14 protein-coding genes are annotated in these 13,673 nt (G+C 67.8%); 4 read left to right on the forward strand and 10 right to left on the reverse strand.

Annotated features, from left to right (window positions below; genetic code table 11):
* Positions 1 to 13 precede the first annotated feature (13 nt).
* The 3 genes from BLQ28_RS01425 to BLQ28_RS01435 are packed head-to-tail and all read left to right on the forward strand — an operon-like array spanning position 14 to position 2,990.
* Entirely contained in the window at positions 14 to 1,228 is a 1,215-nt protein-coding gene (locus BLQ28_RS01425; RefSeq protein ID WP_093236782.1) for a vWA domain-containing protein, read from the forward strand.
* Positions 1,229 to 1,288: 60 nt separating this feature from the next.
* Positions 1,289 to 1,957, forward strand: coding sequence for an SRPBCC family protein (locus BLQ28_RS01430; protein ID WP_093236783.1), 669 nt, complete (start codon positions 1,289 to 1,291; stop codon positions 1,955 to 1,957).
* A gap of 16 nt (positions 1,958 to 1,973) precedes the next feature.
* Positions 1,974 to 2,990, forward strand: a complete 1,017-nt coding sequence (locus BLQ28_RS01435; RefSeq protein ID WP_093236784.1) for an XdhC family protein — start codon at positions 1,974 to 1,976, stop codon at positions 2,988 to 2,990.
* Between the two features lie 22 nt (positions 2,991 to 3,012).
* Here BLQ28_RS01435 and mnhG read toward each other — a convergent pair whose 3' ends face one another.
* The 10 genes from mnhG to BLQ28_RS01485 all read right to left on the reverse strand — a co-directional run bounded on the left by mnhG (position 3,013) and on the right by BLQ28_RS01485 (position 12,607).
* On the reverse strand, positions 3,013 to 3,396 hold the full coding sequence (gene mnhG, locus BLQ28_RS01440; RefSeq protein WP_093236785.1) for a monovalent cation/H(+) antiporter subunit G: 384 nt from the start codon (positions 3,394 to 3,396) through the stop codon (positions 3,013 to 3,015).
* Positions 3,397 to 3,457: 61 nt separating this feature from the next.
* Positions 3,458 to 3,736, reverse strand: a complete 279-nt coding sequence (locus tag BLQ28_RS01445; RefSeq protein ID WP_019654754.1) for a K+/H+ antiporter subunit F — start codon at positions 3,734 to 3,736, stop codon at positions 3,458 to 3,460.
* On the reverse strand, positions 3,733 to 4,224 hold the full coding sequence (locus tag BLQ28_RS01450) for a Na+/H+ antiporter subunit E (protein WP_093236786.1): 492 nt from the start codon (positions 4,222 to 4,224) through the stop codon (positions 3,733 to 3,735). Before BLQ28_RS01450 ends, BLQ28_RS01445 begins: the two co-directional genes overlap by 4 nt.
* The gene (locus tag BLQ28_RS01455) at positions 4,221 to 5,906 is read right to left on the reverse strand and encodes a monovalent cation/H+ antiporter subunit D (RefSeq protein WP_093237646.1); all 1,686 of its coding nucleotides are present in this window, start codon (positions 5,904 to 5,906) and stop codon (positions 4,221 to 4,223) included. Before BLQ28_RS01455 ends, BLQ28_RS01450 begins: the two co-directional genes overlap by 4 nt.
* Positions 5,907 to 5,947: 41 nt before the next feature.
* On the reverse strand, positions 5,948 to 6,298 hold the full coding sequence (locus BLQ28_RS01460) for a Na+/H+ antiporter subunit C (RefSeq protein WP_093236787.1): 351 nt from the start codon (positions 6,296 to 6,298) through the stop codon (positions 5,948 to 5,950).
* Entirely contained in the window at positions 6,298 to 9,237 is a 2,940-nt protein-coding gene (locus BLQ28_RS01465) for a monovalent cation/H+ antiporter subunit A (RefSeq protein ID WP_093236788.1), read from the reverse strand. The genes BLQ28_RS01460 and BLQ28_RS01465 overlap by 1 nt, the downstream gene beginning before the upstream one ends.
* A 78-nt stretch (positions 9,238 to 9,315) precedes the next feature.
* Entirely contained in the window at positions 9,316 to 9,693 is a 378-nt protein-coding gene (crcB, locus tag BLQ28_RS01470) for a fluoride efflux transporter CrcB (protein WP_093236789.1), read from the reverse strand.
* Positions 9,694 to 9,736: 43 nt separating this feature from the next.
* Positions 9,737 to 11,050 (reverse strand): TRAP transporter large permease, encoded by a 1,314-nt coding sequence (locus BLQ28_RS01475; RefSeq protein WP_176800982.1) that lies wholly within the window; start codon positions 11,048 to 11,050, stop codon positions 9,737 to 9,739.
* A gap of 51 nt (positions 11,051 to 11,101) precedes the next feature.
* Entirely contained in the window at positions 11,102 to 11,635 is a 534-nt protein-coding gene (locus BLQ28_RS01480; protein ID WP_093236790.1) for a TRAP transporter small permease, read from the reverse strand.
* Positions 11,636 to 11,638: 3 nt separating this feature from the next.
* Positions 11,639 to 12,607, reverse strand: a complete 969-nt coding sequence (locus BLQ28_RS01485; RefSeq protein WP_093236791.1) for a TRAP transporter substrate-binding protein — start codon at positions 12,605 to 12,607, stop codon at positions 11,639 to 11,641.
* A gap of 463 nt (positions 12,608 to 13,070) precedes the next feature.
* On the opposite strand from BLQ28_RS01485, the gene BLQ28_RS01490 reads away from it, so the two are divergent.
* Positions 13,071 to 13,595, forward strand: coding sequence for a hypothetical protein (locus BLQ28_RS01490; RefSeq protein ID WP_093236792.1), 525 nt, complete (start codon positions 13,071 to 13,073; stop codon positions 13,593 to 13,595).
* Positions 13,596 to 13,673 lie beyond the last annotated feature (78 nt).

Here is a 13,673-nt window from a genome sequence, read left to right on the forward strand (position 1 = left end):
CGCCATCCATCGCATGACCGGCATCCAGCAACTCGGCGACGTCCGCAGCGGCAAGCTCGCCGGCAACATCACCGCCTTCGGCCGTGCCTTGCGCCGCGCGGGCGTGCGCACCGACGCCATGCGCATCGCGCTCGCCGCCGAGGCCGCCACGCTGATCGGCGTCGAAGACAAGCTCGATTTGAGTGCTGCGATGGAAGCCGTCATGGTGAGCCGCGAGCAAGACCGCATGGTGTTCCGCGAGCTGTTCGACGCGTGGTTTCGCGACCCCGAACTGGCCAACAAGCTGCTCGCCCAGATGCTGCCCAGCGCCGAGGGCAAGGCCGAGCCTTCGAAGCGGCGGCCGCGCGTGCGCGAGGCCCTCACCGCACCGCGCGACCCGGCCAGGCCCGCGCTCGCGGCCAAGCCCGACAAGGAGGTCGAGTTCGATGCCGCCATGACATCGAGCGACCGCCAGCGCCTGCAGCATGCGGACTTCAACGCGCTCGGCGCTTCCGAGTACCGGCTGGTCGAGCGGCTGGCGCGCGACATCCGCCTACCCATTCCCGCGCTGCCTTCGCGCCGCCTGCGCGTGGCCAGCGATGCGGGCCAGCAGCATGCGCGCATGCACTGGCCCGGCGTGCTGCACGAAGCCGCGCGCACCGGCGGCGAGATCCTGCGCCTGCCACGGCTGGCCCGGCGCGAGCAGCCCTTGCCGCTGCTGGTGCTGGTCGATGTGTCGGGCTCGATGGAGCGCTATGCGCGGCTGCTGCTCGCGTTTCTTCACGCGGCCACGCGGCGGGCTGGTCGGCGCGACGTGTTCGCCTTCGGCACCCGGCTGACCGACCTGACGCCGGCCTTCCGGCTGGCCGACACCGACGCCATGCTCGGTGCCGCGAGCCTCGCCATCGACGATTTCGCGGGTGGCACGCGGCTGGGCAGTTCGCTGGCCGAGCTGCGCCGTTCTCACGCCCGCCGCCTGATCGGCCGCCGCACGCTGGTGCTGGTGATCAGCGACGGGCTGGACACCGGCGAGCCCGCCATGCTCGAAGACGAACTGCTGTGGCTCAAGCGCCATTCGCGCCGCCTGCTGTGGCTCAACCCGCTGCTGCGCTTCGAGGGCTACGCCCCTCTGGCGCGTGGGGCCAGCGTGCTGCACCGGCAAGCGGACGCGATGCTGGCGGTCCACAATCTCAGTGCGCTCGAACAGCTGGCCGCCAGCCTCGCGGCCCTCATGCGGTCTGGCCGATAGCCGGGCCAGCCAGGCCAGCCACACCCGCAACGCCAGCCAGAAAGAACCAAGGAAGACACGATGGAAATGCTCGGAAACCGCCATCTCGGCGTCACGCAACAACAGGCCTGGGAAGCGCTCAACGACCCTGAAACGCTGAAGAAGTGCATTCCCGGCTGCGACAAGTTCGAACTGACGGGCGACAACACCTACAGCGTCGCGCTCGCGGTCAAGATCGGCCCGGTGTCGGCCAAATTCAACGGCAAGGTGATGCTGTCGGACATCGTGGCGCCCGATGGCTACAAGCTCACCTTCGAGGGGCAGGGCGGCGTGGCCGGCTTTGCCAAGGGCTCGTCGAGCGTCACGCTGAAGCCGCTGGCCGGTGCAGCCGCTCCTGCGGCCGTCGCGGCTGACGTGCAGGCCGACGCCGCCATCGCCCATGAAGCCGGGGCCGCTTCGCCCCCGGCCGGTTGCGAGCTCGACTACACCGTGCAGGCCCAGGTCGGCGGCAAGATCGCCCAGCTCGGCCAGCGCCTGATCGACGGTGCGGCCAAGTCCACGGCCGACGACTTCTTCAAGCGCTTCGAGGCCGAGATGCAAAGCCGCTACGGCCCGCCACCCGCGCCTGCCGCAGAAGCGGCCGAGGCACCGGCGGAAAAAACCGGCGTCATGTCGGGCCTGATGAAGAAGATCGGCCTGGGCAAGAAAGACGACAAGGACGCGCCCGCCACGCCGGGCGACGCCAGCTAGCCGCACAGGTCGCGCCATGGAAAACCTCGACGTCATGGTGCTGCGCACGCTGCGCGACTGGCGGCGCGCCGGCAAGCGTGCGCTGCTGGCCACCGTGGTGCGCACCTGGGGCTCGTCGCCGCGGCCGGTCGGCTCGATCATGGCGCTGGCCGAAGACGGCGCGGTGGTCGGCTCGGTCTCGGGCGGTTGCATCGAAGACGACCTGATCGCGCGCTACAGCCATGCCCATGGCAAGGGCGAAGACGTGCCGCTGGGCGCGCCGCCCGCGCTCGTGAAGTACGGCATCACGGCCGACGAGGCGCACCGCTTCGGCCTGCCCTGCGGCGGCACGCTGGAGCTGCTGCTCGAATACGCGCCCGACGCCGATGCGCTCGACACGCTGGTGACGCAGCTCGAACAGGGCCGGCTCATGCGGCGCACGGTCGCGTTGGCCAGCGGGGTCGTCGAACTCGCGGAAGCGACGGCACCCGACGAACTCACGGTGAACGACACCGAACTGACCAACACCTTCGGCCCCGAGTACCGCATGCTGCTGATCGGTGCCGGCCAGCTCGCCGAGTACCTCGCGACCATGGCCAAGTTCAGCGGCTTTGCCGTGACGCTGTGCGACCCGCGCGCCGAGTACCGCACCGCATGGTCGTTGTCCGGCGTGCACATCACGACCGAGATGCCCGACGACGCGGTGCTGGCCTTCAAGCCCGACCGCCGCAGCTGCGTGGTCGCGCTCACGCACGACCCGAAGCTCGACGATCTGGCACTGCTCGAAGCGTTGCAGAGCGAGGCCTTCTACGTCGGTGCCATCGGCTCGCGGCGCAATGCCGATGCACGGCGCGAGCGGATGATCGAGCACTTCGACCAGACCGACGAGTCGCTCGCACGGTTGCGCGGGCCGATCGGCATCTACATCGGCAGCAAGACGCCGCCGGAGATCGCGGTGAGCGTGATGGCCGAGATCCTGGCGGTGAAGAACGCGGTGACGCTGCCGCGCGAGGTGGAAGTGGCGCAGGCCAAGGCGCGGCTGCTGGCCGCGTGATTTCGCGGCAGCCTTCTTTCGGTCAGCCCTCGTAGGGCGGGATCGGGCCCTGGTCCGAAGGCGAGGGCGGCGGCACGTCGCTGTTCTTCTGCCGTTCGCGGAACAAGGCGGCGCGCATCAGGAAGATGGTGGTGACCGGCGTGGTGAGCGCCACGAACAGCACGATCAGCACCCCGTGCAGCGAGAGGCTGTGGCCCTGCGCCGAGAAGTACACGATGGTGGCGACCGTCATCGACCACACGCCTCCGGTGGCCCCCAGCGTGGGCGCATGGATGCGGCTGAAGAAGGTCGGCAGCCGCACAAGGCCGAAGGAGCCGATGGCGGCGAACGCCGCCCCCAGCACCGCGAAGACGGCGGTGACGATCTGGGCCCACAGCGGCAGCGGGCCCGCGATGAAGTCGTTCATCGGAATACCTCCGTGCTTCGCACCGCGGTGCGAGCCCGCATGGGGCGGCCTGGCGCGGCGCTCATTCGATCACCTCCCCGCGCAGCAGGAACTTGGCCATGGCCGTCGAGCTCACGAAGCCGAACAGCGCGATCAGCATGGCGGCGGCAAAGTACACGTCGCTCGCGTAGACGATGCCCAGCACCAGCATCATCAGCATGCCGTTGATGTAGAGGCAGTCCAGCGCCATCACGCGGTCTTGCGCCGAGGGGCCGATCAACAGGCGCGCGACGGCGCAGAGCATGGCCACCGCCAGCAGGAACAGCGCGAACTTGAGCGACCAGAAAAGGATGGGCGTCATGATTCGAAGATCTCCATCAGCGGACGTTCGTAGCGGGTCTTGATCTGCGCGATGAAGGCCGCCTCGTCCTCGAGGTCGAACACGTGGATCAGCAGGGTGCTGCGGTCGAAGGCCAGCTCGCCCCAGGCGGTGCCGGGCGTGAGGCACATGATCATCGCGAGCACCGCGAGCCCGTTGGGGTCGCGCATGTCGAGCGGTATGCGCACGAAGCTCGCCTGGATGCGTTCGCTGCGGCGCGTGAGCAGCGCGCGCGCCACCGCGAACACCGACGCCGACATGTCGTAGAGCACGACGGCCGCCAGCCGCAGCGCTACGCCGGGGCGGCGCATGCGCACCGTGGCGGGCCGCAGGCTCTGGGTCAGCAGCGGCACGGCGATGGCGAGCAGCACGCCCGTCAGCAGCGTGCTCGCCTCGAGCGACTGGTTGAGCAGCAGCCAGATGACGAGCAGCGCCAGGGACAGGGGCGGAGAGGGGATCAGGCGTCTCATGGCGTGCCGCCCTTTCCTTCGGTCTTGTCGTCGGTCTTGGCCGCAGGCGCAGGGTTGGGCACCTGCCGCGCCTCCATCACTGCCGCACGGTAGGCTGTGGGCGTGCGCAGGCCCTCTGCCGTGGCCATCGCGTGGCGCAGCACCGGTTCGGCCCAGACGGTGAGCGCGATGCAGGCGACGATCAGCCCGGCCACCGGCAGCACCTCGAGCGCGGGCAGTGAAGGGAGGTTGCCATGCGGCTGGGTCCAGAAATGCCGGATGCCGGTGCGGGTCAGTGCGATCAAGGCGAGGAAGCCGGAAGCGATCAGCAGCACCAGGAAGGTCCAGCCGGCCGCGCCGATCGCGCCGCTGCCGCCCATCAGGCCCGAGAGCATTGCGAACTTGCCGACGAAGCCCGACAGCGGCGGCAGGCCGGTCAGCAGCAGCGTGCAGATCATGAAGCTCAGGCCGAGGAATGCGACGCCGGCCGGGATCGCACGGCCGTAGAGCGCCTGTGCATCGTCGTCGAGGTTCACGTCGCTCAGCGCGCTCAGGTCCTCGGCCAGGAAGGGCGCGTTGCCCGCGGCCTCGTGCGGCGCCACGCTGATGCCGGCGTTGCGCCAGCGCTCGATCATGTCGATCAGCAGGAAGAAGGCGCTCACCGCAAGGGTGGAGCTCAGCATGTAGAAGAGCGCGCCCGCCCACACGGCCGGCTGCCCCAGCCCCACCGCGGCGAGCAGCGTGCCGGCCGAGATCAGCACGCTGAAGCCCGCGAGGTTGGACAGCCGCTGCGTGCCGACGATGCCCATGGCCGCCACGAACAGCGTGGCGATGCCCGCGCCGACCAGCACCGGCTGGCCGAAGGCGGCCGACGCGCCGGTGTCGGGTGCGAAGAGCACCGTCCACAGTCGCAGCACGGTGTAGACGCCGAGCTTGGTGAGCAGCGCGAACACCGCGCCGACCGGCGAGACCGCCGAGCTGTAGGCCGGCACCAGCCAGAAGTTGAGCGGCCATGCGCCCGCCTTGGCGAAGAAGGCGGTGAAGAGAATCGCCGTGGCCGCGTGCACCAGGCCACGGTCGCCCGGCGCAAGCTCGGCGATGCGCATGCCCAGGTCGGCCATGTTGAGCGTGCCGGTCACGCCGTACAGGATGGCCGCGCCGATCAGGAACAGCGAGGAGGCCGCGAGGTTGATCGCGATGTAGTGCAGCCCTGCCTGCACGCGCAGCCGGCCCGAGCCGTGCAGCAGCAGGCCGTAGGAGGCCGCGAGCATCACCTCGAAGAACACGAACAGGTTGAACAGGTCACCTGTGAGGAAGGCGCCGTTCAGGCCCATGAGCTGCAGCTGCAGCAGCGGGTGGAAATGCACGCCCGCGCGGTCCCAGCGCGAGGTGGAGTAGATCGATGCGGCAAAGGCGATCACGCCGGTGAGCGCCACCATCATGGTCGAGAGCCGGTCGGCCACCAGCACGATGCCGAAGGGCGCGCGCCAGTTGCCCGGCAGGTAGACGCCGATGGAGCCGGGGCCACCGCCGGTGTCGGGCGCGTTCACCCAGCGCAGCAGCGCCAGTGCGGCCAGCAGGCCGACGAGGCCCGAGACCACGCTCAGGGCCGACTTGGCGCGCCGGCGGTTCTCGCCCAGCAGCAGCATGAGCGCGGCCGTGAGCATGGGCACGAGGATCGGCACCGCCACGAGATGCGGCATGCTGAACTCGAGCAGCTGGTCGAGCAGGTGGAAGATTTCTTTCACTCCGCCTCCTGCCGTTCTTCACCGTCCACGTGGTCGGTGCCGGTGAGGCCGCGCGAGGCGAGCATCACGACGAGGAAGAGCGCCGTCATCGCGAAGCCGATCACGATGGCGGTGAGCACCAGTGCCTGCGGCATCGGGTCGGCCGTGTTGGCCAGCGTGGCGGTCAGCCCCTTGATGAGCACCGGCTCGCTGTCGACCTTGAGCCGCCCCATGCTGAAGATGAAGAGATTGACCGCGTAGGAGATCAGCGTCAGGCCCATGATGACCTGGAAGGTGCGCGGGCGCAGCAGCATGTAGACGCCGGAGCCGGTGAGCACGCCGATGGCGAGTGCGAGCACGATTTCCATCAGCGGGTTCCTCCCTCTGCGGCGGCGGCTTCGGCTTCTTTTTCGGCCTGCTCGTCGGCCCAGCGGTGGCTACGGATCGACTGGTGAGCCAGCGCGGTCAGGATCAGCATGGTGGCGCCGAGCACCAGCGCGAACACGCCGATGTCGAAGAAGAGGGCGCTGGGCACGTGCACGTCGCCCAGCAATGGCAGGTGCAGGTGCGCGGTGTGCGTGGTGAGGAACGGGTAGCCGAAGAACACCGCCCCGCCACCGGTGGCCAGCGCCAGCAGCAGGCCGATGGCGATCCAGCGGCGCGGGTAGATGCGAAGGTGCTCTTCCACCCATTCGGTGCCCGACACGATGAACTGCAGCACCAGCGCGACCGACATCACCAGCCCCGCGACGAAGCCGCCGCCCGGCGCGTTGTGGCCGCGCATGAAGAAGTAGACCGACACCAGCACCGAGATCGGCAGCAGCAGCCGCACCAGCACGGCCGGCACCATCAGGTAGCCGACGGCCGTGTCCTTGGCGCGGCGCGGGTTCAGCAGGTCGCTGCTGCCGTCGTCGGCCTGCAGCCGCTGCTGGATCGGCAGCGCCATCGATTCGATGGCGGGGCGGAAGCGCCGCAGCAGCGCATACACCGTGAGCGCCACGATGCCCAGCACGGTGATCTCGCCGAAGGTGTCGAAGCCGCGGAAGTCGACCAGCATCACGTTGACCACGTTGGTGCCGCCGCCCTCGGTGAGCGCGCGCTCGAGGAAGAACGGCGAGATGCTTTGCGGGAAGGTGCGCGTCATCATGGCCCAGGCCAGTGCGGCCATGCCGCTGCCTGCGATGGCGGCGATCAGCAGGTCGCGGCCGCGGCGGCCCCAGGGCTTGAGCCGTGCGCGAGCGGGTTGCACCACGTCCTTGCTGCGCATCGGCAGCCAGCGCAGGCCCAGCAGGATCAGCACGGTGGTCACGGCCTCGACCACCAGTTGGGTCAGCGCGAGGTCGGGGGCCGAGAACCAGATGTAGGTGACGCACGAGACCAGGCCCGCGGCCGCCGCCAGCATCAGCGCCGCCAGCCGATGGAACTTGGCCTGCCACGCGGCCGCCACCGCGCAGGTGCCGCCGATGAGCCAGGTCATGGCGAACATCGGCGAGAAGGGCAGCAGCTCGCGCGTGCCGGGCGCGGCGGGCGTGAGCCACAGGGAAGCGGTCGCGCCCGCGATGGCCACCACCACCAGCAGCAGCAACTGCCACTGCATGCGCTTGGTGCCGAAGAGGCGGCGGCTGCGGCGGCCGGCCTCGCTCAGCAGCGCAATGAGGTGCTCGAAGATCACCTGGCCGTCGAAGCGGTGCAGCAGCGGCGTGTTCTCGAGGCCGCCCGCCGCGCGCCGGCGGCGCTGCAGCAGGTACAGCGCGGCGCCGCCCGCCAGCGCCACGAAGCTCATCAGGAGCGGCAGGTTGAAGCCGTGCCACACGGCCAGGCTGTAGTCGGGCAGCGTGCCGCCGACCACCGGCGTGGCAGCGGCCGCCAGCATCGGGCCGACGGACCAGGCCGGCGCCACGCCCACCACCAGGCACAGCAGCACCAGCAGCTCGACCGGCACGCGCATCCAGTGTGGCGGCTCGTGCGGGTGCTTGGGCACGTCGTCGCCACAGGGCGGGCCGAAGAACACGTCGAACACGAAGCGCGCCGAATACGCCACGCTGAAGATGCCCGCGAGGGTGGCGATGACGGGCAGGCTGAAATCGACCCAGGGCGTGGCCTGGATGAAGACCGTTTCGGCGAAGAACATTTCCTTCGAGAGAAAGCCGTTGAGCAAGGGCACGCCGGCCATCGAGGCGCTGGCGATGATGGCCAGCGTGCCCGTGATTGGCATGAGCCGCATCAGGCCGCTGAGCTTGCGGATGTCGCGCGTGCCGGTCTCGTGGTCGATGATGCCGGCCGCCATGAAGAGCGACGCCTTGAAGGTCGCGTGGTTCATCACGTGGAAGACCGCCGCCACCGCCGCCAGCGGGCTGTTCAGGCCCAGCAGCAGCGTGATGAGCCCGAGGTGCGAGATGGTCGAGTAGGCCAGCAGCGCTTTCAGGTCGCGCTGGAACATCGCGGCAAAGCCGCCGAGCAGCAGCGTGATCGCGCCGGCGCCGCCGACCATCCAGAACCACTGCTCGGTGCCCGACAGCACGGGCCACAGCCGCGCCATGAGGAACACGCCGAGCTTGACCATGGTGGCCGAGTGCAGGTAGGCCGACACCGGCGTGGGCGCGGCCATGGCGCGCGGCAGCCAGAAGTGGAACGGGAACTGCGCGCTCTTGGTGAAGGCGCCGAGCAGCACCAGCACCAGCGCGACCGGGTACAGCGCATGCGCGCGGATCAGGTCGCCCGAGGCCAGCACCACGTCGAGGTCGTAGCTGCCGACGATGCGGCCCAGCACCAGCACGCCGGCCAGCAGGCAGAGCCCGCCCGCACCGGTGACGGTGAGCGCCATGCGCGCCCCGCGCCGCGCGTCGCGCCGGTGGTGCCAGTAGCCGATCAGCAAGAAGGAGAACAGGCTGGTGAGCTCCCAGAACAGCACCATCTGGATGAGGTTGCCCGAGAGCACCACGCCCATCATCGCGCCCATGAACGCGAGGAAGAACGAGAAGAAGCGCGGCACCGGGTCGGAGGCCGACATGTAGTAGCGCGCATAGAGCACCACCAGCGCGCCGATGCCCAGCACCAGCATGCAGAACAGCCATGCAAAGCCGTCCATGCGGAACACGAGGTTCAGGCCGAGGGCCGGCAGCCATTCGATCTCTTGCCGCAGCACCTTGCCGTGGGCGATCTGCGGAAAGAACCATGCGGCCTGGATGGCGCAGCCGAGTGCGACGAGCCCCGCGAGGGTCGACTCCCTGTTGCGCGCGTTGGACGGCATCAACGCGGCCAGCACGCTGGCAATGAAGGGGAGGGCGACGAGAAAGACCAGGGGCATTGTGGTTAATTCTATCGATCGACCCTGATATGCCTTCTATCTATAACCGCAGGACATCAGGCGGTTTTCATGAAGCGGTCAACCCGAGAAGGCCTGCACGGTGCGCAGGCCCAGCCAGGTCATGCAGAGCGAGCCGCCCAGGTGCAGCGCGATCGTGCCCAGCGCCAGCCCGAAGCGGCCGCCGACGAGCATGCCGACCACCTCCGCCGAGAAACTGGAGAAGGTGGTGAGCGTGCCCAGGAAGCCCGTGATGACCATGAGCCGCCACGCAGGGTTGATGTCAGGCAGGCCGCTGAAGAAGCCGATGGCCACCCCGATCAGGTAGCCGCCGATCAGGTTGACCGCGAGCGTGCCCCAGGGGATGACGCTGCCCGGGTTGAGCCAGAGCGCGAAACCCCAGCGCAGGAGGGCGCCGACGCAGGCGGCGAGGCAGATGACGAGGGCGTTCAGCAGCATGGGACGCGATTATCCGCAAGCGGCCCGATGAAGCCCGCCGGGCCTACTTCTCGCGGCCCATGACGAGGTCGGGCAGGATCGTCACGATGCTGGGGAACAGCGTGATGAGCGCAATGCACAGCACGAGGCAGAAGAAGAACGGAATGGCCGCCCTGGCGATCACGTTGCTGTCTTTCCCGGTCATGTTCTGCAGCACGAAGAGGTTGAAGCCCACCGGCGGCGTGACCTCGGCGATCTCGACCAGCAGCACGATGAAGATGCCGAACCAGATCAGGTCGAACCCCGCCTTCTGGATCATCGGCAGCACCACCGCGCTGGTCAGCACGATCATCGAGATACCGTCGAGCGCCGTGCCCAGCACCAGGTACACCAGCACCAGCGCGCCGATGAGTGCATAGGGCGACAGGTGCATGCTGTCGACCCACTCGGCCAGCTCGCGCGGAATGCCGGTGAAGGCCATCGTCTTGGTGAGGAACGCAGCGCCGGCCAGGATGAACATGATCATGCAGCTGGTGCGCGTGGCGCCCATGATCCCGTCCTTGAAGTTCTTCCACGTGAGGCTGCGGCCCCACGCCGCGATGGCCAGCGAGCCCAGCACGCCGAAGGCCGCGCATTCGGTGGCCGTGGCCCAGCCCGCCACCAGCACCCACACGATGAAGACGATCAGCAGCGCGCACGGAATGAGGTTGCCCGAGAGGCGGATCTTTTCCATGAAGGTGGTCGGCGGATCGGCCGGCGGCACCTGGTCGGGGTGCCGCAGGCTCCACCAGCCGATGTAGCCCGAGAACAGCAGCATCAGCAGAAAGCCCGGCAGGAAGCCGGCCAGGAAGATGCGGATGATCGAGGCGTCGGCCGCCACCGCGTACACCACCATCGTGATCGACGGCGGAATCAGGATGCCCAGCGTGCCCGCCGTAGCGAGCGAGCCGATGGCCAGCTTCTCGTTGTAGCCGCGGCGCTTGAGCTCGGGCAGCGCCACCTTGGCGATGGTCGCGCAGGTGGCCGCCGACGAGCCCGAGACCGAGCCGAACACGCCGCACCCGAGGATGGTGGTGTGCATCAGCCGGCCCGGCACGCGGTTGAGCCACGGGCGCAAACCTTCGAACATCTCCTCGCTGAGCTTGGTCCTGAAAAGGATCTCGCCCATCCAGATGAACAGCGGCAGCGCCGCGAGCTCCCAGCTCGCATTGCTTTCCCAGAAGGCAGAGAACAGGTTCTTGCCCGGCAGCGTGTTGGTGAAGAAGGCCTGGCCGACCCAGCCGACGATGGCCAGTGTCATCGCGATCCACACGCCGCCCGCCAGGAGCAGCAGCATGATCCCGAGCAGCAGCGCGCCCATCCAGAGGTTTTCGAACATCGGGTGTCTTTGTCGCTGTTGTGTTGCTGTTGTTGTAGTGGTGGTCGTGGCTCAGACGTCGGAGGAGAAGTCGCCCGCTGCGTGGCGTTCCTCGATGGCGCGCTGGTAGCTGGGCTTGTCGCCGCGCACCACGCCGACCAGCTCGTCGACCATGGCGATCAGCAGCAGCCAGCAGCCGATCACGAAGGTCGACTGCGGAATCCAGATCGGAATGACCACCAGGCCCGTCGCCATCTCGGCGAACTCGTAGCTCTCGTACGTGAAGCTGGTGGCCCAGTAGGTGAGGTACGACACCGACACCGCCGCGACCAGCAGGCACATCACGTCGAGCACGCGCCGCGTCTTGGGGGGCACGGCTTCGAGCAGCAGCGTCACGCGCACGAAGTCGCCATGCCGGAAGGCATGCGCCATCGCGAAGAACGCGGCGGCGGCGCAGAGCCACGCCACCACGTCGTTGAGCCCGCTCACATGCCAGTTCATCTGCCGGCCCACGCCGGCCAGGATCATCAGCACGAAGATCAGGAACACGCAGAGCGCGCCCAAGGCGCCTGCACCGTCATACAGGCGGTCGAGGAAGCGGCGCATGGCCTACTTTTTCTTGTAGGTGTCGACGATGGCTGCGCCATCGGCACCGGCGGCCTTGAGCCAGTCGACCTGCATGATGCCGCCGACCTGGCGCATGTCGGCATCGAGCTTGGGCGAGGGCTTGTGCACCTTCATGCCGCGCTCGGCCAGGAGGCGCTTGTACTCTTCGTTCTTTTCCTGCGCGACCTTCCAGCCGCGCACTTCGGCGTCGGCGGCCGCCTTGGTCACGGCGGCCTTGGCGGTGGCGTCGAGCGCATCGAAGGCCTTGGCGTTGACCAGGATCGCGTTCTTGGGAATCCAGGCCTGCGTGTCGTAGAAGTTCTTGATGTGCTCGTAGGTCTTGGTGTCGTAGCCGGTCGAGCCCGAGCTCATGTAGCTTTCGATCACGCCGGTGGCCATGGCCGCGCTGAGTTCGGCCTGCTGGATCTGCACCGGCTGCGCGCCGATGAGTTCGGCGATCTTGGCGGTGGCCGGACTGTAGGCGCGCCACTTGATGCCGCGCAGGTCGGCCACCGAGCTGATCTCTTTCTTGGAATAGATGCCCTGCGGCGCCCATGGCACCACGAACAGCACCTTGATGCCCTGCGCCGCGAGCAGCTTTTCCATGGCGGGCTTCGAGGCGTCGTAGAGCTTTCTCGATTCGGGATAAGTGGTGGCCAGGAAGGGCACGCCGTCGAGCGCGTAGATCGGGTTCTCGTTCGCGTAGTTGGCCAAGAGGATCTCGCCGGCCTGGGCCTGGCCGCTCTGCACGGCGCGCTTGATCTCGGGCGCCTTGAACAGCGAGGCGTTGGCGTGCACCGTGATCTTGACTTTGCCGCCGGTGGCGGCGTCCACGTCTTTCGCGAACTGCGTGATGTTTTCGGTGTGGTAGTTGGTCGCCGGGTAGGCGGTGGGAAGGTCCCACTTGGTCTGCGCGAAGGCCGCGGCACCAAGGGTGAGGCCCGCGAGGGCAATACCGAACTTGTGATTCATGAGCGCGCTCCGGAACGTGTTGAAAGCAAAACGAAAGGAAGCGTAAGAGCAAATTCCAGGCCACTTGCTGAGGTGTTTCCCTGCCATCGCGCCGGTCGGCAAAGGTGCTTGGGTGTTGGCGGATGGCATAGGGTCGCGCGCATCGCGATGCCGGTTTGCCCGCGGCGGTGGCTTCTTTTTGTGGCAACGCCGTTGCAGAAACTCCGGGGCAAAACTTCAGGATCGACTCAGGAAGTCGCGCACTTCGGCATCTAAAGTCATGGCTGCCAAACGCGTCACGCCGTGCGAGAAGGCATGGTTACCGATCATGTTCGAGAGCCCCGAAAAGGGGCTTTCCTGTTTGTGGGTGGCTGTGGGCGGTCTTCCGCTTTCAGGCCTCGAACGGTGCCGCCTCGGTGCGCCGTGATCCAGAAAAACGCGTGGGCCGCCGACCAGGGAGAGAGGTGAAACAAGGAAACCCAACATGAAAATTTCCGCGGGCCACCGCCATCTGACTTCGCTTGCGCTGATCGGCCTGATCGCGCTGCAGGCCTCGCAGGTGCACGCCCAGACATCGCCCGCACCCACCGAGAGCGGCATCAACAGCGCGGACAAGTGGGAGCTCACGATCTCGCCCTATGCCTATCACTGGAGCCGCAGTCCGGAACACCGCAGCGTCTACCTGATCGGGCTCGAGCGCCGGCTGCCCGACAACTGGCTCTGGGGCGCCGGGTTCTTCAGCAACTCCTTCGGCCAGCCCAGTGCCTATGCCTACTACGGCTATCGCTGGGACAACCTGTTCGGCAACCCGTCGCTCTACGCCAAGCTCACCGCCGGCCTGATGTATGGCTACGTGGGCCAGTACAAGAGAAAGGTGCCGCTGAACTTCGGCGGCTTCTCTCCGCTGGTGATCCCGGCGCTGGGCTACCGCATCACGAAGCAGGACTCGATACAGATCGCGCCGCTCGGCAACGCGGCGGTGCTGTTCACGTACAGCCGCAGCTTTTGAGGCGGCCTGCGGCACCGCGCGCTTCATGACGCCTTAATGAACTTATAAAAACTACAGCGGATGATCGACCGGGCCGGA

The sequence above is a fragment of the Variovorax sp. EL159 genome (assembly GCF_900100965.1).
Classification (GTDB): Bacteria; Pseudomonadota; Gammaproteobacteria; order Burkholderiales; family Burkholderiaceae_C; genus Variovorax.